Raw genomic sequence first — 18,116 nt, forward strand, 5'->3', positions numbered from 1 at the left:
CTCCGACCATACGGACCCGCCACCCGCCGGGCACCTCTAAGCTGATCGGCGTGATCATCGGAGTGGGCATCGACGTCGCGGAGATCGAGCGGTTCGGCGCCGCACTCGACCGCACCCCCGGCCTCGCCGAACGCCTCTTCACCCCGGACGAGCTCAAGCTCCCCTCCGGCGAGGACCGCGGCATCGCCTCCCTCGCCGCCCGCTTCGCCGCGAAGGAAGCCCTCGCGAAATCCCTCGGCGCCCCCGCCGGGCTGAGCTGGCTCGACGCGGAAGTCGTCGCCGAGGAGTCCGGCCGCCCCCGCCTCACCGTCAAGGGCACGGTGGCAGCGCGGGCCGCCACGCTGGGCGTCCGCACCTGGCACCTGTCCCTCAGCCACGACGCGGGCGTCGCCTCCGCGGTCGTCATCGCCGAGGCATAGCCCCTCCCGGGGGGTGCCCCCACACGCCGAAAACGCTCACCCCCACCGGCAGGCAGCCGCCCAACCGGCCCGGAGGGGGACGGTGCGGGGTGCCCCCGCAGGAATGCGCTGTCGGTGGCTCACCAACCAGGTAAGAGGGCGAAGGCGCATTCCGAGGAGGTGCCCCGTGGCGGCCCCCGCCCCAGCAACGGCGCCGCCGCGAAAGGGGCGCGTGGGGGCACCTCCCAGGCGAAGCTCTGGGGGAGAACGGCGCGAGCAACCCACCACCGGCGGAAGATCGCGCAACCCACCCCCACCCCCACCCCGGAGCGAAACCCCCGCGCTGCGAAAATGCATCCGTGCCGACACCCTCGACCACCTCAAGCCCGGCCGCAGGCCACAAGCCCCCCACCCCCACCCCGTTCGTCGACCTCACGCGGGAGCAGTGGAGCGCCCTGCGTGACCGGACGCCGCTCCCGCTCACCGCCGACGAGGTGGAAAAGCTGCGCGGTCTCGGCGACGTCATCGACCTCGCGGAGGTCGAGGAGGTCTACCTCCCGCTCTCCCGCCTGCTCAACCTCTACATCGCCGCGCACAGCGGCCTGCGCGGCGCCCTCAACACGTTTCTCGCGGGCACCTCGGACGACGGCGCGACGCCGCAGCCGGGGACGCCCTTCGTGATAGGCGTGGCCGGCAGTGTGGCGGTCGGGAAGTCGACGACCGCCCGCCTCCTCCAGGCCCTCCTGGCGCGGTGGCCCGAGCACCCGCGGGTCGAACTGGTCACGACGGACGGCTTCCTGTATCCGAACGCGGAGCTGGAGCGGCGCGGCCTGATGGCGCGCAAGGGCTTCCCCGAGTCGTACGACCGCCGAGCGCTGACCCGCTTCGTGGCGGACGTGAAGTCCGGCACGCCCGAGGTCACCGCCCCGGTGTACTCGCATCTGTCGTACGACATCGTCCCCGGCGAGCGGCTGGTGGTGCGCCGCCCGGACATCCTGATCGTCGAGGGCCTGAACGTGCTGCAGCCCGCGCTGCCGGGGCGGGACGGCCGTACGCGGGCGGGCCTGGCGGACTACTTCGACTTCAGCGTCTACGTCGACGCCCGCACCGAGGACGTCGAGCAGTGGTACCTCGGCCGTTTCCGCAAGCTGCGGGAGACGGCCTTCCAGAACCCGGACTCGTACTTCACCAAGTACACCCGGGTGGCCGAGCCGGAGGCGATGGACTACGCGCGGATGATCTGGCGCACGATCAACCGCCCGAACCTGGAGGAGAACGTCCTCCCCACCCGCGGCCGCGCCACCCTCGTGCTGCGCAAGGACCATGCGCACAAGGTCCGGCGCCTGTCGCTGCGCAAGCTCTAGGAGGGCCGGGACGTGCTGCACCTGCGGATGATCGTGCCGGCCGAGCGGACCGAGGCGGTGGCCGCGCTGGTGTCGGATACGCCCGGCGCCACGCATCTGACGGTGGTCAGGGGCGCCGCGTACGACCCGGTGGGCGATGTGCTGACGTGCGACGTGGCGCGGGAGGCCGCCGATCCGCTGCTCGCGGCCCTGCGGGACCTGGGGGTGGCGGAGACGGGCTCGATCGCGGTCGAGACGGTCGACGTGACGCTGTCGCGCAGCGCGGACGACGCGGAGAAGGAGGCGCCGGGCGAGGGCGCGGACGCGGTGGTCTGGGAGTCGCTGGTCGAGGCGACGCACGAGGAGTCCACCCTGACCGTCACCTACCTGGCGTTCCTGACGGTCGCGACGATGCTCGCCGCGTACGGCGTGATGCTGGACAGCTCGATCCTGATCGTCGGCGCGATGGTGGTGGGCCCGGAGTTCGGGCCGCTGGCCGGGGTGTGCACGGGGCTGGTGCGGCGCCGGCCGCGGCTGGTGACGCGGTCGCTGATCGCGGTGGCGCTGGGCTTCCCCGCCGCGATGCTGATCACCGGCGGTTTCGCGTACGCGATGAACGGCCTGGGCCTGTTCTCGCAGGCCCGCTTCTTCGCCCCGCACCCGGCCACGCAGTTCATCTGGCAGCCGACGTGGGATTCGTTCGTCGTGGCGTTCCTGGCCGGCATCGCCGGGATGCTGTCGCTGACGTCGGCGAAGTCCGGCGCGCTCGTCGGCGTGGCGATCTCGGTGACGACGGTGCCGGCCGCCGCGAACGCGGCGCTGGCGATCGCGTACGGCTCCTGGCACGAGACGTGGGGCTCGTCCGTCCAGCTCGCGGTGAACCTCGCGGGCATCGTGTGCGCGGGCACCCTGACGCTGCTGACGCAGAAGGTCCTGCTGGAAAGGCAGCGGCGCTCGGCGGAGGCGAAGGCCCCCGCCGGGCGCCGCCCGGGTATCGGCTAGCCCAGCGCCGACTTCACCGCGTCGGCCAGGCGGCCGGCGACCGCGCGGGCGTGGTCGATGTCCGCGGCCTCCACCATGACGCGTACCAGCGGCTCGGTGCCGGACGGGCGCAGCAGCACCCGGCCGGTGTCGCCCAGCTCGGCCTCGGCCTCTGCGACGGCGGCGCCCAGCTCGGCGGAGGTGTGGACGCGGCTCTTGTCGACGTCGGGGACGTTGACGAGCACCTGCGGCAGGCGCTGCATGACGGACGCCAGGTCGGCCAGCGAACGGCCGGTCTCGACGACGCGGGCGGCGAGCAGCAGGCCGGTCAGCGTGCCGTCGCCGGTCGTGGCGTGGTCGAGGACGATGACGTGCCCGGACTGCTCGCCGCCGAGCGCGTAGCCGTGCTCCTTCATGGACTCCAGGACGTAGCGGTCGCCGACCGCGGTCTGCACGAGGGTGATGCCCTCGCGTTCCATGGCGAGCTTGAAGCCCAGGTTGGACATGACCGTGCCGACGACGGTGTCGTGCCGCAGCTGGCCGCGCTCGCGCAGGGCGAGCGCGAGGATGGAGAGGATCTGGTCGCCGTCGACCTCCTCGCCGTTGCCGTCGACGGCCAGGCAGCGGTCGGCGTCGCCGTCGTGGGCGATGCCGAAGTCCGCGCCGTGCTCCAGGACGGCGGCCTTGAGCGGCTCCAGGTGGGTGGAGCCGCAGCCGTCGTTGATGTTGAGGCCGTCGGGGCGGGCGCCGATCGTGACGACCTCGGCGCCGGCCCGGGAGAAGGCCTCGGGCGACACGCGGGACGCGGCGCCGTGCGCCTCGTCGAGGACGACCGTGACGCCGTCCAGGCGGTTGGGCAGCACGCCGATGAGGTGGGCGACGTACTGGTCGAAGCCCTCGTCGTAGTCGCGGACCCGGCCGACGCCGTCGCCGGTGGGGCGCACCCAGGGGGCGCCGGTGCGGTGCTCCTCGTACATCGTCTCGATGCGCTCTTCGAGCTCGTCGTCGAGCTTGTGGCCGCCGCGGGCGAGGAACTTCACGCCGTTGTCGGGCATGGCGTTGTGGCTCGCGGACAGCATGACGCCGAGGTCGGCGCCCAGCGCGCCGGTGAGATACGCCACCGCCGGGGTGGGCAGCACACCGACCCGCAGGACGTCCACACCCGCGCTCGCGAGGCCCGCGACGACGGCGGCCTCCAGGAATTCGCCCGAGGCGCGCGGATCGCGCCCGACCACCGCGACGGGCCGGTGTCCGGCGAAGCTGCCCGCTTCCGCGAGTACGTGCGCCGCGGCGACGGACAGGCCGAGCGCCATCTCGGCGGTGAGATCCGCGTTGGCGATGCCCCGCACCCCGTCGGTGCCGAAGAGTCGTCCCACTGTTGTGTCCTCCGATGTGTTACGGCTGCGCTGCCGTCTCGGCGATGTGCTGCGCCTGCGGCGCGCCCGCGGCGCGTCGTGCGGCTCGGGCCTGCGCGCCGTCCGGTGCCGCCTGCGTCGTCCCGACACAGGCGTGACAGCTCTTTGACGCCCGACGCCCTCTCTTTGGTTGTACCAGTCGTACAACCCGATGTCGCACAAGCGAACGTCGTACAACCCGATTTATACGCGTGCGGCGCCCCATGCGAACGCCCCGGAGGCCATGGTGTGCCTCCGGGGCGTTGCGATACGGCTACGGCGTGCCGCCGGCGACGGCGACCGCGCGTATGGCCCAGCCGAAGAGCCGGGCCAAGCCGCGGGGCCGACGGCGCGGAGCGCGCCGCCGGATCAGCGCTTGCTGAACTGCGGCGCCTTGCGGGCCTTCTTCAGACCGGCCTTCTTCCGCTCGACCGCGCGGTCGTCACGGGTCAGGAAGCCGGCCTTCTTGAGCGGGCCGCGGTTGTTGTCGACGTCCGCCTCGTTGAGCGCACGGGCGACACCCAGGCGCAGCGCACCGGCCTGGCCGGAGATGCCGCCGCCGCTGATGCGGGCGATGACGTCGTAACGGTTGTCCAGCTCGAGCACCTTGAAAGGCTCGTTGACTTCCTGCTGGTGCACCTTGTTCGGGAAGTAGCCCTCAAGGGTGCGGCCGTTGATCTTCCACTTGCCGCTGCCCGGGACGATCCGGACGCGGGCGATGGAACGCTTGCGGCGGCCGGTGCCGGCGGCCGGCTGCGGGTCGCCGAAGCGCGAGGCGAGGGACTCGGAGGTGTACTCCCCCTCGACGGCCTCGGACTCGAAGGTGGTGATCTCCTCGTAGGACTCGTCGCCCTCGAGAACGTTCTCGGCAGTGGTCTCAGCCACGACTCTCCTCTGATTCTTTCTGGTAGCTGGTGGCCGGAACTACTGCGCGACCTGGGTGATCTCGAACGGCACCGGCTGCTGAGCAGCGTGCGGGTGCTGGTCGCCCGAGTAGACCTTGAGCTTGGAGAGCATCTGACGGCCCAGGGAGTTCTTGGGGAGCATGCCCTTGACGGCCTTCTCGATCGCCTTCTCCGGAGCCTTGGCGAGCAGCTCGTCGTAGCGCACCGAGCGCAGACCGCCCGGGTAGCCGGAGTGGCGGTAGGCCATCTTCTGGGTGCGCTTGTTGCCCGAGAGGTGGATCTTGTCGGCGTTGATCACGATGACGAAGTCGCCGGTGTCCACGTGGGGCGCGTAAATGGGCTTGTGCTTGCCCCGCAGGAGGGTAGCGGCCTGTGTCGCCAGACGGCCCAGGACAACATCCTGCGCGTCGATGACGTGCCACTGGCGCTGAACGTCGCCGGGCTTGGGGCTGTACGTACGCACGGTCGTAGCCTTCGCTTCTTCTCAGTAGTGGTTTCTCCCGCTCGCCCGCGGGCCGCGGAAGAAGGGTCCTGACAAGGCCACCCGGACGATCACGACAGCCATGGCGGCACACGGCGACGCAACCGTGTCCCTGCCGCTGGTCATCGGCCCGGTGGACCGGCGTAAGGGCCCCTCACGTGAGATAGAGCAAGCCAATACGCATAACAAACCAGGAGGATACCCGGGCGCCCCCGGCAGGGTCAAAACGCGCCCCTTCGGGTGACGGGCCCGGCGCGCCCCCCGCCGCGGCCCTCACCGCTCCCGTACGACCCGCGGCTCGTCCCACACCGGCTCCTTCGTCTCGCGTACCGTGCCGTCCGCCGCGAAGAGCAGGAAGCGGTCGAAGGTACGGGCGAACCAGCGGTCGTGCGTCACGGCGAGCACCGTGCCGTCGTACGACTCCAGACCCTCCTGGAGGGCCTCCGCGGACTCCAGGTCCAGGTTGTCGGTGGGCTCGTCCAGCAGCAGGGCGGTGGTGCCCTGCAGCTCCATGAGCAGGATCTGGAAGCGGGCCTGCTGCCCGCCGGACAGCTTGTCGAAGGGCTGGTCGCCCTGCCGCTCCAGCTCGTAGCGGCGCAGCACCGACATCGCCCGGCCGCGGTCGCGCGCGTGCTCGGCCCACAGGATGTCCACGAGGGTGCGCCCGGCCAGCTCCGGGTGGGCGTGGGTCTGTGCGAAGTGGCCCGGCACGACCCGCGCGCCCAGCTTCCACTCGCCGGTGTGCGCCACGCCCTCGTCCCCGGCCAGCAGCCGCAGGAAGTGCGACTTGCCGGAGCCGTTGGAGCCCAGCACCGCGACCCGCTCGCCGTAGAAGACCTCCAGGTCGAAGGGCTTCATCAGACCCGTGAGGCCCAGCTGCGCGCAGGTGACCGCGCGCACCCCGGTACGGCCGCCCTTGAGCCGCATGCTGATCTCCTGCTCGCGCGGCGGCTCCTGCGGGGCGCCCGCGTCCTCGAAGCGCTTCAGCCGGGTCTGCGCCGCGTGGTAGCGGGAGGCCATGTCGGGGCTGTTCGCCGCCTGCTGCCGCAGCCGCAGCACGAGCGCCTTGAGCTTGGCGTGCTCCTCCTCCCAGCGGCGGCGCAGCTCCTCGAAGCGCGCGAAGCGCTCCTTGCGGGCGGCGTGGAAGGTGTCGAAGCCGCCGCCGTGCACCCACGCGGTGGCACCGGTCGGGCCGGTCTCGACGCTGACGATCTTCTCGGCGGTACGCGACAGCAGCTCGCGGTCGTGGCTGACGAACAGCACGGTCTTGCGGGTCTGCGCGATCTGCTCCTCCAGCCAGCGCTTGCCGGGGACGTCCAGATAGTTGTCCGGCTCGTCCAGCAGCAGCACCTCGTCGGGGCCGCGCAGCAGCGCCTCCAGCACCAGCCGCTTCTGCTCGCCGCCGGACAGCGTCCGCACCTCGCGCCACTGGGCCCGCTCGTACGGGACGCCGAGCGCGGCCATCGTGCACATGTCCCACAGCGTCTCGGCCTCGTAGCCGCGCGCCTCCGCCCAGTCGCCGAGCGCGTGCGCGTACGCCATCTGCGCGGGCTCGTCGTCCTGCGCCATGATCGCCAGCTCGGCCGCGTCCACGGCCGCGGCGGCCGCCCGGATCCGCGGGTGGGCGACGGAGACCAGCAGGTCGCGGACGGTCGAGTCGTCGCGGACGCTGCCGACGAACTGCCGCATCACACCGAGCCCGCCGCTGACCGTGACGGCGCCGCCGTGCGGGGCGATCTCGCCGGAGATCAGCCGCAGCAAGGTGGTCTTCCCCGCGCCGTTCGCCCCGACGAGCGCGACGGCCGCGCCGTCACCGACGCGGAAGGAGACGTCGCCGAGCAGCGCCCGCCCGTCCGGCAGGTAGTACTCCAGGTGCGCTGCTTCCACATGTCCCATGGCACCGATTGTCCCCGCCCGGCCGGACGCCCCCCAACCCGTTTTTGCCACCCGCCCGCAGCCCGCCGGACAGCCCCCGGGCCCCCTGGCGGGCGGCGGTAGGCCGGTGGGCGGCGCGGCCATATGATGCGCGACATGACCGATGGCCCCGGGCAGCAGCCACCGCAGGAACCGCGTCACAGCGCCGCCGACGGCGAGCGTGAAGTCCTGGAGGGACGCGTCATCCCCTCCCGCCAGAACACCGCGGACCCGCGCGCGCAGTTCCGGCAGCAGACCCCGCCCCCGCAGGCTCCCGAGCCCGGCCCGGCGTGGTCCCCGCAGCCCGACGCCGCGCCGTCCGCACCGCCCGCCGGGCCCGGCCCCGGCACCCCCTGGAGCGGGCAGCAGCCGCCCGCGGCGGAGGCGCCGCGCGACACGGACCCGTCGACGCAGATCATCCGCCCCGTCCCGCGCCACCGCGGCCCCGCCGACCAGCAGACCCCGCAGGGGCCGCAGGGCCCGGCGCCCGTCGAGCGCCCCGCGTACGCCGGTGACGCCGCCCCCGCCCAGGCGCCCGCACCCGCGCCCGCGCAGCAGCCGGGGTACGCCGCGACGCAGCAGACGCCGGTCGAGCCGCCGCCGTACGCGGGCCATCAGGGGCAGGGCCCGGCCCCCGCGCCCGCCCAGCAGCAGCAGCCGTACGTGCCGCCGCAGCAGCAACAGCCGCCGTCGCACTACGTCCCCACGCAGCCGTACGGGGCCCAGCAGCAGGCCCCCGCACCGGCCCCGGCGCCCGTTCCGCAGCAGGCCCCGGCGCCCGCGCCCGTCCCCTCCCCCGCGCCGGCCCCCGCCCCCGCCCCTCCCTCCGGGCCGGACCGCGGCACCCCCGACTGGAACGCGCTCGCCGAGCAGCAGGAAGCTTCCGGCACCCGCCGCAAGCGGGTCCTGATGCTCACCGGCGGGATCGTCGCCGTCGCCGTGATCGCCGGAGGTGTCGCCACGGCCGTGGTGATGTCCGGCAAGAGCAGCGACGACAAGCCCGTCGCGTCCCCCTCGTCCTCCGGCAGCACGACCGCGAGCGAGGAGCCGCTGCCGCCCGCCCCCTCCTTCTCCTCCGTCGCCCCGCCGCCCCCCGCGAACCCGCTCGACTACCTCGGCACCGCCGCGAAGGACAAGGCGCCGCTCACCCCGGACAGCCTCTTCCCCGGCAAGCAGTTCGTGTGGCAGGGCCGTACGTACATCAAGTCGCGCACCGACGTCACGACGTCCTGCGCCGCGAACGCCCGCGCCTCCCTCGCCACGGCCCTCAGCGCCAACGGCTGCCAGAAGCTCATCCGCGCCACGTACACGAACGGCGACCTCGCCGTCACCGTCGGCGTGGCCGTCTTCCAGGACGCCGCCCACGCGAAGAAGGTCCAGGCGGTCTCGCAGTACGTCGCCCCCCTGAACGGCGGCGCCGTCCCCTCCTTCTGCCGCGGTGTCCGCTGCCAGATGACCTCCAACGCGGTCGGCCGGTACGCCTACTTCGCCATCTCCGGCTTCAAGAACGGGACGACGCTCGCGGCGGACGACACGGTGGGGAAGCAGGCGGCGAACGACGCGAGTGATTTTGCGTTCACCCGCATCGTCCAGCGCGGCAAGGACGCCGCCGCTGCGGATCCCTCCCGCCAGTAGGCGCTCCGGGCTGCCCCTTGCGGTGGGGTTCGCGACCGTCCGCCGGTGGGTGGTTGCGCGCGCAGTTCCCCGCGCCCCTGGTGTGTTGCCCTGCGCGGGAGAAACAAGCCCTTACCGCGCAGGGTGAGCGTTTTAGGGGCGGGGGGAACTGCGCGACCAGCCCCCCGGATCCGCACTCGCCCTGCAAGGGCAAGGGGCATCCCCCTACGCGCACGTACCCCGCGGAGCGAGCGTGCGGAGGTTGCGGGATTCCGCGTTGCGCGCGGCCAGCAGGTGGGCCGGGGGGTAGCCGACCTCCTCCAGGGTGAGGCCGTGCGGCCGGACGACGTTCACCGCGGAGTGCCGTACCCGTCCGGCAAGGACCTCCGCGGGGAAGCCGACGTGCTTGTGCCCGTCCCCGACGAGGATCATCGCCCCGACGAGCGCCCGCACCATGTTGTGGCAGAAGGCGTCGGCCTTCACCGTGGCGACGGCCACCCCGTCGTCCTCCCGCCGCTCCCAGCTCACCTGGAGCAGGCGGCGGATCGTCGTCGCCCCCTCCCGCTTCTTGCAGTACGCGGCGAAGTCGTGCTCGCCGAGCAGCAGCTGCCCGGCCTCGTTCATGGCCTCGACGTCCACGGGCCGGTCGTGCCACAGGACGTGTCCGCGCAGCAACGGGTCCACCCCGCCGGGGTGGTCCCCCACCCGGTAGGCGTACCGCCGCCAGATCGCGGAGAAGCGCGCGTCGAAGCCGGTGGGGGCCTCGGCGACGCCGAAGACCCGGACGTCCCAGGGGAGCCGCCCGGCGAGCCGTCGCCGTAGCTTGTCCCGCTCGGCGTCCCACACCTCACCCGGCAGGTCGACGTGCGCGACCTGCCCGCGCGCGTGCACACCCGCGTCGGTGCGCCCGGCGACGGTGAGCTCGACGGGTTCGGCGAGCCGCAGCACCGTGCGGATGGCGTCCTCCAGCTCCCCCTGCACGGTCCGCCGCTCCCGCTGCTTGGCCCAGCCGGAGAAGTCGGCCCCGTCGTACGCCAGGTCCAGCCGGACCCGTACAGAGCCGGGGGCGGGCTCGTCGCTCACGATCAGTCCTCCTCGAGCGGGGAACGGACCCGCACCCCCGGGAGGGTGCGGGTCCGTCCGGTGTACCTGCGGGACGCCTCAGGCGTCCTTGGCCTCGTCCGACTCCTCGGACGGCTTCGCGTCCTCGACGTCCTCGGCCTTGTCGTTCTTGACCTCGGCGAGGGCGGCCTCACCGGCCGCGTCCTTGTCCTTCGCGGAACGCTTGGTCGCGGCCTCGGCCTCGCCCACAGCGGACTGCTGCACGGTCAGCGCCTCGACCAGCTCGATGACCGCCATCGGGGCGTTGTCGCCGCGACGGGGACCGATCTTGGTGATGCGGGTGTAGCCACCCGGGCGGTTCTCGTACCGCGGGCCGATCTCGGTGAAGAGCGTGTGGACGATGCTCTTGTCCGTGATGACCTGCAGGACCTGGCGACGGTTGTGGATGTCGCCCTTCTTCGCCTTGGTGATCAGGCGCTCCGCGACCGGGCGCAGACGGCGCGCCTTGGCCTCGGTGGTGGTGATGCGGCCGTGCTCGAAGAGCGACTTCGCGAGGTTCGCGAGGAGCAGCTTCTCGTGCGCGGCGCTGCCGCCCAGACGGGCACCCTTGGCGGGCTGAGGCATGGTCTTTCTCCTTCTTCGCTGCACCGGCCGTATCAGGTACCGATGTCAGTGCGAACCGGCGGCCGCCGGCTCGTATGTCCCGGGGCTGAGCCCCGGAGTCCCCAGGGCTGCCGCCCTGGGAGGTTCTGTTCTGCCCCGAGGGGCAACCACCAGGGGCGCGTGGGGGCACCTCCCAGGCGGAGCCTAGGGGGAGAACTGCGCGAGCAACCCCCCACCGGCCGGTGGTCCGGATGCGACCGCATCTGACCCACCGGGCCGGTGACGACCCGCGCCACGTATGTGGCTGAGCGCGCAGTTCTCCTCCAGGCTCCGCCTGGCAGGTGCCCCCACGCGCCCCTCAAAACGCTCGCCCTGCGCAGCAGGGAAACGCTCACCCGGGACGGGGCGCGGAACACGCACCCCGCAGGGGCTAGTACTGCTCGGTCTCGACGAAGCCCGCGTCCACGTCGTCGTCGGCGCCGAAGGCGTCCGCCGCGGCGGTGGGGTCGAATCCGGGGGGGCTGTCCTTGAGGGCCAGACCCATACCGGCCAGCTTCGCCTTGACCTCGTCGATCGACTTCGCGCCGAAGTTGCGGATGTCGAGCAGGTCCGCCTCGGAGCGGGCGACGAGCTCGCCCACCGAGTGGATGCCCTCGCGCTTGAGGCAGTTGTAGGAGCGGACGGTGAGTTCCAGCTCCTCGATCGGCAGGGCGAGGTCCGCGGCCAGGGCGGCGTCCGTGGGGGACGGGCCCATGTCGATGCCCTCGGCGTCGACGTTCAGCTCGCGGGCCAGGCCGAACAGCTCGACCAGGGTCTTGCCGGCGGACGCCATGGCGTCGCGCGGGCGCATGGCCTGCTTGGTCTCGACGTCGACGATGAGCTTGTCGAAGTCGGTGCGCTGCTCGACTCGGGTCGCCTCGACCTTGTAGGTGACCTTGAGCACCGGGCTGTAGATGGAGTCGACCGGGATGCGGCCGATCTCCTGGCCCTGCTGCTTGTTCTGGACCGCGGAGACGTAGCCGCGACCGCGCTCGACGGTCAGCTCCATCTCCAGCTTGCCCTTGGCGTTGAGCGTCGCCAGGACGAGGTCGGGGTTGTGCACCTCGACACCGGCCGGCGGCGCGATGTCGGCGGCGGTGACGACACCCGGGCCCTGCTTGCGCAGGTACATCACGACGGGCTCGTCGTGCTCCGAGGAGACGACGAGCTGCTTGATGTTGAGGATGAGGTCGGTGACGTCCTCCTTGACACCCGGCACCGTGGTGAACTCGTGCAGGACGCCGTCGACCCGGATGGAGGTGACCGCGGCACCCGGGATCGAGGAGAGGAGCGTACGGCGCAGGGAGTTGCCGAGGGTGTAGCCGAAGCCCGGCTCCAGCGGCTCGATCACGAACCGGGAGCGGAATTCGTCGACGACCTCTTCGGTCAACGAGGGTCGCTGAGCGATCAGCATGTTCTGTGGTCCTTCTGTCGTGGGCGCCCGCTATTTGACGCCCCCTGTACTACGAGGGTACGGGCGGTGCGGCGAAACCGTCGGGTGACGGTTGCCGCACCGCCCGTGACCACGAGCTTTCCCGAAGAAAGTACAGCGATTACTTCGAGTAGAGCTCGACGATCAGCTGCTCCTGCACCTGGGTGTCGATCACCTGGCGCTCGGGCAGGCTGTGCACGAGGATCCGCAGCTTGCCCGCGTTGGCCTCGAGCCACGCCGGCACGGTCTTGTCGCCGGCCTCGCCCTGCGCCACCTGGAAGGGGGTGAGGGTGCGGGACGACTCGCGGACCTCGACGATGTCGTTCACGGCCACGCGCGCCGACGGGATGTCGTTCTTGCGGCCGTTGATGGTGATGTGTCCGTGACGGACCAGCTGACGGGCGTGGTCGCGGGACTTGGCGAAGCCGGCCCGGTAGACCACGTTGTCGAGGCGGGTCTCAAGGATGCGCAGAAGGTTCTCACCGGTCTTGCCGGTCTTCTGGTTCGCTTCCTTGTAGTAGTTCACGAACTGCTTCTCGAGGACACCGTAGATGCGCGCGCACTTCTGCTTCTCACGCAGCTGAAGCAGGTACTCGCTGTCCTTGGTGCGCCCGCGTCCGTGCTCACCCGGGGGGTAAGGACGGATCTCGATCGGGCACTTCGCGCTCTCGCACTTAGCTCCCTTGAGGAAGAGCTTCTGCTTTTCCCGACGGCAACGCTTGCAGTCGGCCCCGGTGTAACGCGCCATTGTCTCGTATCTCCTGTGTCAGCTGGTCAGACGCGGCGGCGCTTCGGCGGGCGGCAGCCGTTGTGCGGGGTCGGGGTGACGTCCTGGATCGACCCGACCTCGAGGCCGGTGGCCTGGAGGGAGCGGATCGCGGTCTCGCGGCCGGAGCCGGGACCCTTCACGAAGACGTCCACCTTGCGCATGCCGTGCTCCTGCGCGCGGCGCGCGGCCGACTCGGCGGCCATCTGCGCGGCGAAGGGGGTGGACTTGCGCGAGCCCTTGAAGCCGACGTGACCGGCGGAGGCCCAGGAGATCACGTTGCCCGAGGGGTCCGTGATCGAGACGATCGTGTTGTTGAACGTGCTCTTGATGTGCGCGTGACCGTGAGCGACGTTCTTCTTTTCCTTGCGGCGCACCTTCTTGGCTGCACCCTGACGGCCCTTAGGAGGCATGTGTCATCTTCCCGGTGAGGTGGTCGGTCCTACGAAGCGAAGACCGCGGATGGGGTCCTGCTTGCGGACTACTTCTTGCCCGGCTTCTTCTTGCCGGCAATCGCGCGACGCGGGCCCTTGCGGGTGCGGGCGTTGGTGTGAGTGCGCTGGCCGTGGACCGGAAGGCCGCGGCGGTGGCGCAGACCCTGGTAGCAGCCGATCTCGACCTTGCGGCGGATGTCGGCCTGGATGGAACGACGGAGGTCACCCTCGGTCGTGTAGTTGTCGTCCACGTACTTGGCGATCTTGACGAGGTCGTCCTCGGCGAGGTCGCGCACGCGGATGTCGGGGCTCACACCGGTGCTCTTCAGGATCTCCTGGGCGCGGGAACGCCCGATGCCGAAGACGTAGGTGAGGGCGATCTCCACGCGCTTCTCGCGCGGGAGGTCAACGCCTGAAAGGCGTGCCATGTGTCTGGCTCCTGGTGATTCGGAGGTCTTCCGCAGTGCCGGTTCCCGGGCGGCCGTGTCAGGTACCGGCCGGGTCCCCGGCCTCCGCCGGGGGTGTCGTCACCCTTGGAGCAGGGGACGGGCACTGCGTATGTACGGATGTGCGTCGCGCGAAGTTCTGCGGGTGCAGAAGGTGGAGGTCGTGCGTCAGCCCTGGCGCTGCTTGTGGCGCAGGTTGTCGCAGATGACCATGACCCGCCCGTGACGGCGGATCACCTTGCACTTGTCGCAGATCTTCTTGACGCTCGGCTTGACCTTCATGGGATCAGGTTCTCCGGGTCGTGAGATCTACTTGTAGCGGTAGACGATCCGTCCGCGCGTCAGGTCGTAGGGAGACAGCTCCACCACGACCCGGTCATCCGGGAGGATACGGATGTAGTGCATCCGCATCTTGCCGCTGATGTGCGCGAGGACCTTGTGACCGTTCTGCAGCTCCACCTTGAACATCGCGTTCGGCAGAGACTCGATCACGGTGCCCTCGATTTCGATGGCGCCTTGCTTTTTGGCCATGTCCTGCTTTCGGGATCGGCTACCTTGGTCGGCTGCGGGCATGCCAGAAGACATGCGAGAGCCGACGTGTCAGTCTACGACACGGTTCGAAGAAAGACGAATCCACTGTGTATGCCCAGGCGCGGTGATCATTACGCCACGGGGTCGGGAGCGGTCGTGATGCCGTACTCGGCGAGCTTGGCGCGGCCGCCGTCGGGGGCGGTCAGCACGAGCGGGCCCTCTTCGGTGAGCGCGATGGTGTGCTCCCAGTGCGAGGACCACGAGCCGTCGTCGGACTTCACCGTCCACTCGTCCTCCAGCACATGGGTGCGCGGTGTGCCCAGCGTCACCATGGGCTCGATCGCCAGGCACAGCCCGGGGACGAGCTTGATGCCGCGGCCGCGCTTCTTCGTCACGTAGTTCAGCACGTGCGGCTCCATGTGCATCGCGGTGCCGATGCCGTGGCCGCCGTACTCCTCGACGATGCCGTACTTGCCGGAGGCCGGGCGCGGCTGGCGGCGGATGTAGCCCTCGACGGCCTTGGAGATGTCCTCCAGCCGGTTGCCCTTGCGGAAGGCGGCGATGCCGGCCCACATGGACTCCTCCGTCACCCGGCTCAGCTCGGCCAGTTCCGGGGCGTGACCGGTGCCGACGAGGGTGGTGAAGGCGGCGTCGCCGTGCCAGCCGTCGACGATCGCACCGGCGTCGATAGCGATGATGTCGCCGTCCTTGAGCACGGTCGCGCGGTCCGGGATGCCGTGGACGACGACGTCGTTGACCGAGGTGCAGATGTTGCCGGGGAAGCCGCCGTAGCCGAGGAAGTTCGGCTTGGCGCCGTGGTCGGCGATGACCTTGGCGGCGATCTCGTCCAGGTCCTTGGTGGTGGCGCCGGGTACGGCCGCGGCGCGGGTCGCCTCGTGGATCGCGGCGACGACCAGTCCGGCCCGCCGCATCGTGGCGATCTGCTCGGGGGTCTTGATCTCCACCATGCGGCTGACGCCTTCCTCGGGTCGTGGGGGGTGCTGAGGTACGGGAACACTCGAAAAGGGGCTCAATCAACGATACGGCCGTGGTGCCCGGGTGGGCACCACGGCCGTACGTCGTCGCTGCTGTCGGTCGCGCCTACGCGGCGCCGTCCGCCCGGCGGTCCTGGAGGGCGGCCATCGCGCGGGCGGTCACCTCGGCGACCGGGCCGAGCGCGGAGATCGTGACCACCAGGTTCTGGCGCTTGTAGTAGTCGATGATCGGCTCGGTCTCGCGGTGGTACACGTCGAGGCGGTTGCGCACCTTGTCCTCGGCGTCGTCGCTGCGCTGGTACAGCTCGCCGCCGCACTCGTCGCACACGCCCTCGGCCTGGGGCTTCTTGTACTCGACGTGGAAGACGTGCGCGCTGTCGTTGCGGCACACCCGGCGGCCGGCGATGCGCTTGACCACCTCGTCCTCGGGAACCTCCAGGTCGAGCACGCCGTCCAGCGCCAGGCCGTGCGCGGCGAGGTAGGCGTCGAGCGCCTGCGCCTGGTGCTCGTTGCGCGGGAAGCCGTCGAGCAGGAAGCCCTCGGCGGCGTCGGGCGCGTCCATCCGGTCCTCGGCCATGCCGATGGTGACCTCGTCGGGGACCAGGTCACCGGCGTCCATGTACGACTTCGCGCGCTTGCCGAGGTCGGTGCCCTGGCTGATGTTGGCGCGGAAGAGGTCGCCCGTGGAGATGTGCGGGATGGACAGGTTCTCGGTGAGGAACTTCGCCTGTGTCCCCTTGCCCGCACCGGGCGGCCCGACCAGGACGATACGCATCAGCGGAGGAACCCTTCGTAGTTACGCTGCTGGAGCTGGCTCTCGATCTGCTTCACGGTTTCCAGACCCACACCGACGATGATGAGGATGCTGGTGCCACCGAGCGGGAAGTTGCCGTTGCTCCCGTTGAAGATCGCGATGGCGACCGTCGGAACGAGGGCGATGAGACCCAGGTACAGCGAGCCCGGCCACGTGATGCGGTTCAGCACGTAGCTCAGGTATTCGGCGGTGGGGCGACCTGCCCGGATGCCCGGAATGAACCCACCATACTTCTTCATGTTGTCGGCGACTTCCTCGGGGTTGAAGGAGATCGCGACGTAGAAGAAGGCGAAGAAGACGATCAGCAGGAAGTAGGCCGCCATGTAGATCGGGTGGTCGCCCTTGGTGAAGTTCCGGCTGATCCACTGCGCCCAGCCGGCCGTGGATCCGGAGAACTGCACGATCAGCGCCGGGATGTACAGCAGCGACGAGGCGAAGATGACCGGGATCACACCGGCCTGGTTGACCTTGAGCGGGATGTACGTGGACGTGCCGCCGTACGACCGCCGGCCGATCATGCGCTTGGCGTACTGCACCGGGATCCGGCGTTGGGCCTGTTCGACGAAGACCACCAGGCCGACGATCGCGAGGCCGACGAGGATGACGGCGAAGAACTCGACCCAGCCGCCCGCGATGGTGCCGGAGACCTTGATCGCCCACAGGTTGCCCGGGAAGCCCGCCGCGATGGAGACGAACATCAGGATCGACATGCCGTTGCCGATGCCGCGGTCGGTCACCAGCTCACCGAGCCACATGATCATCACGGTGCCCGCGGTCATCGTCGTCACCATCGTGATGGTGGTGAAGATCGACTGGTTGGGCACGATGCCGCCGGCCTCGTTGCAGCCGGAGAACAGGCTGCCGGAACGGGCGGTGGCGACCAGGCCGGTGCCCTGCAGCACCGCGAGGGCGACGGTCAGGTACCGCGTGTACTGCGTGATCTTCGTGGTGCCGGCCTGGCCCTCCTTCTTCAGGGCTTCCAGGCGCGGGATGACCACGGTCAGCAGCTGGAGGATGATGCTCGCCGTGATGTACGGCATGATGCCGAGCGCGAAGATCGTCAGCTGGAGCAGCGCGCCGCCGCTGAACATGTTCACCAGACCGAAGAGGCTGTTGTTGCCCTTGGTCTCGTTCACACACTTGTTGACGATCGTGTAGTCGACGCCCGGTACCGGGATGTGCGCCCCGAGGCGATAGACCACCACGATGCCCAACGTGAACAGCAGCTTCTTGCGCAGGTCGGGCGTCCTGAACGCCCGTGCGAACGCGGTGAGCACGGTGCCTCCTGCACCCCCCGCGACAGCGCGGGCGGACGGTTTTGAGGTATCTGACGACACTGACGGGGTCTGGCGGGTCTGAGCGGTAGCACAAAGATGACAGCAGCGTCGGTCAGCCTACCGGCGACGTAGCCCCGCAAGGAATGACCAACCGGGGAAGGAAAATCACAGGAACGCACGACCGGGGACGCTCTGACGTTCCAGAGCGTCCCCGGTCGTGGTGGGCATCGGGCTCAGACGAGCTCGGTGACCGTGCCGCCGGCAGCGGCGATCTTCTCCTTGGCGGAGCCGGAGACCGCGTCAACGGTCACCTGCAGCGCCACGGAGACCTCGCCGGTGCCGAGCACCTTGACGAGCTGGTTCTTGCGCACCGCACCCTTGGCGACCAGACCGGCCACCGTGACCTCGCCACCCTCGGGGTAGAGGGCCGCGAGCTTGTCCAGGTTGACGACCTGGTACTCGGTACGGAACGGGTTCTTGAAGCCCTTGAGCTTCGGGAGGCGCATGTGGAGGGGCATCTGCCCACCCTCGAAGCGCTCCGGAACCTGGTAACGGGCCTTGGTGCCCTTGGTGCCACGACCGGCCGTCTTGCCCTTGGACGCCTCACCGCGACCCACACGGGTCTTGGCGGTCTTGGCGCCCGGGGCCGGACGGAGGTTGTGGATCTTGATCGGGTTGTCACCCATG

General features: G+C 70.5%; 20 protein-coding genes. 4 read left to right on the plus strand and 16 right to left on the minus strand.

Features of this window, described 5'->3' with window-relative positions:
- Nucleotides 1-50 precede the first annotated feature (50 nt).
- From ACWERV_RS08800 to ACWERV_RS08810, 3 genes are all read left to right on the plus strand, one after another.
- Nucleotides 51-419: a holo-ACP synthase gene (locus ACWERV_RS08800; RefSeq protein WP_452930532.1), complete on the plus strand. Its 369-nt coding sequence runs from the start codon at nt 51-53 to the stop codon at nt 417-419.
- Between the two features lie 338 nt (nt 420-757).
- Nucleotides 758-1,762, plus strand: a complete 1,005-nt coding sequence (gene coaA / locus ACWERV_RS08805; RefSeq protein ID WP_398185308.1) for a type I pantothenate kinase — start codon at nt 758-760, stop codon at nt 1,760-1,762.
- 12 nt (nt 1,763-1,774) lie between these two features.
- Nucleotides 1,775-2,743 (plus strand): DUF389 domain-containing protein, encoded by a 969-nt coding sequence (locus tag ACWERV_RS08810; protein WP_452930535.1) that lies wholly within the window; start codon nt 1,775-1,777, stop codon nt 2,741-2,743.
- Here ACWERV_RS08810 and glmM read toward each other — a convergent pair.
- From glmM to ACWERV_RS08830, 4 genes are all read right to left on the minus strand, one after another.
- Nucleotides 2,740-4,098 (minus strand): phosphoglucosamine mutase, encoded by a 1,359-nt coding sequence (gene glmM / locus ACWERV_RS08815; RefSeq protein WP_398185314.1) that lies wholly within the window; start codon nt 4,096-4,098, stop codon nt 2,740-2,742. The two genes, ACWERV_RS08810 and glmM, sit on opposite strands and share 4 nt — an antisense overlap.
- 387 nt (nt 4,099-4,485) lie before the next feature.
- Nucleotides 4,486-5,001 carry a 30S ribosomal protein S9 gene (gene rpsI / locus ACWERV_RS08820; RefSeq protein WP_398185318.1) on the minus strand — a complete coding sequence of 172 codons (516 nt, stop codon included), beginning with the start codon at nt 4,999-5,001 and terminating at the stop codon, nt 4,486-4,488.
- Between the two features lie 39 nt (nt 5,002-5,040).
- Nucleotides 5,041-5,484 (minus strand): 50S ribosomal protein L13, encoded by a 444-nt coding sequence (rplM, locus tag ACWERV_RS08825; protein WP_398185321.1) that lies wholly within the window; start codon nt 5,482-5,484, stop codon nt 5,041-5,043.
- 291 nt (nt 5,485-5,775) lie between these two features.
- Nucleotides 5,776-7,398: an ABC-F family ATP-binding cassette domain-containing protein gene (locus ACWERV_RS08830; RefSeq protein WP_398185324.1), complete on the minus strand. Its 1,623-nt coding sequence runs from the start codon at nt 7,396-7,398 to the stop codon at nt 5,776-5,778.
- A 135-nt stretch (nt 7,399-7,533) separates the two neighbouring features.
- Here ACWERV_RS08830 and ACWERV_RS08835 point away from each other — a divergent pair, with 135 nt between their 5' ends.
- Nucleotides 7,534-9,051: a hypothetical protein gene (locus ACWERV_RS08835; RefSeq protein ID WP_452930540.1), complete on the plus strand. Its 1,518-nt coding sequence runs from the start codon at nt 7,534-7,536 to the stop codon at nt 9,049-9,051.
- 204 nt (nt 9,052-9,255) lie between these two features.
- Here ACWERV_RS08835 and truA read toward each other — a convergent pair whose 3' ends face one another.
- The 12 genes from truA to rplO form a co-directional block, all read right to left on the minus strand.
- Complete coding sequence (gene truA, locus ACWERV_RS08840) at nt 9,256-10,113, minus strand: tRNA pseudouridine(38-40) synthase TruA (RefSeq protein WP_452930543.1); 858 nt, start codon at nt 10,111-10,113, stop codon at nt 9,256-9,258.
- Between the two features lie 78 nt (nt 10,114-10,191).
- Nucleotides 10,192-10,716 (minus strand): 50S ribosomal protein L17, encoded by a 525-nt coding sequence (gene rplQ, locus ACWERV_RS08845; RefSeq protein ID WP_398185333.1) that lies wholly within the window; start codon nt 10,714-10,716, stop codon nt 10,192-10,194.
- 409 nt (nt 10,717-11,125) lie between these two features.
- Entirely contained in the window at nt 11,126-12,148 is a 1,023-nt protein-coding gene (locus tag ACWERV_RS08850) for a DNA-directed RNA polymerase subunit alpha (protein ID WP_031524756.1), read from the minus strand.
- Between the two features lie 139 nt (nt 12,149-12,287).
- Nucleotides 12,288-12,914: a 30S ribosomal protein S4 gene (gene rpsD / locus ACWERV_RS08855; protein WP_398185338.1), complete on the minus strand. Its 627-nt coding sequence runs from the start codon at nt 12,912-12,914 to the stop codon at nt 12,288-12,290.
- 26 nt (nt 12,915-12,940) lie between these two features.
- A complete protein-coding gene (gene rpsK / locus ACWERV_RS08860; RefSeq protein WP_003956432.1) occupies nt 12,941-13,345 on the minus strand; it encodes a 30S ribosomal protein S11 in 405 nt (134 codons plus the stop codon).
- A gap of 68 nt (nt 13,346-13,413) precedes the next feature.
- The gene (gene rpsM, locus ACWERV_RS08865; protein ID WP_398185341.1) at nt 13,414-13,794 is read right to left on the minus strand and encodes a 30S ribosomal protein S13; all 381 of its coding nucleotides are present in this window, start codon (nt 13,792-13,794) and stop codon (nt 13,414-13,416) included.
- Nucleotides 13,795-13,980: 186 nt separating this feature from the next.
- A complete protein-coding gene (rpmJ, locus tag ACWERV_RS08870; protein WP_003956441.1) occupies nt 13,981-14,094 on the minus strand; it encodes a 50S ribosomal protein L36 in 114 nt (37 codons plus the stop codon).
- A 27-nt stretch (nt 14,095-14,121) separates the two neighbouring features.
- Entirely contained in the window at nt 14,122-14,343 is a 222-nt protein-coding gene (infA, locus tag ACWERV_RS08875; RefSeq protein WP_003956442.1) for a translation initiation factor IF-1, read from the minus strand.
- Nucleotides 14,344-14,474: 131 nt separating this feature from the next.
- Nucleotides 14,475-15,311 (minus strand): type I methionyl aminopeptidase, encoded by an 837-nt coding sequence (gene map / locus ACWERV_RS08880; protein WP_398185344.1) that lies wholly within the window; start codon nt 15,309-15,311, stop codon nt 14,475-14,477.
- A gap of 133 nt (nt 15,312-15,444) precedes the next feature.
- Entirely contained in the window at nt 15,445-16,113 is a 669-nt protein-coding gene (locus ACWERV_RS08885; protein ID WP_398185347.1) for an adenylate kinase, read from the minus strand.
- Nucleotides 16,113-17,429: a preprotein translocase subunit SecY gene (gene secY, locus ACWERV_RS08890; protein WP_398185350.1), complete on the minus strand. Its 1,317-nt coding sequence runs from the start codon at nt 17,427-17,429 to the stop codon at nt 16,113-16,115. The genes ACWERV_RS08885 and secY overlap by 1 nt, the downstream gene beginning before the upstream one ends.
- A gap of 233 nt (nt 17,430-17,662) precedes the next feature.
- A complete protein-coding gene (rplO, locus tag ACWERV_RS08895) occupies nt 17,663-18,115 on the minus strand; it encodes a 50S ribosomal protein L15 (protein WP_031524770.1) in 453 nt (150 codons plus the stop codon).
- Between the last annotated feature and the right edge of the window lies 1 nt (nt 18,116).

The sequence above is a fragment of the Streptomyces sp. NPDC004031 genome (assembly GCF_053604375.1).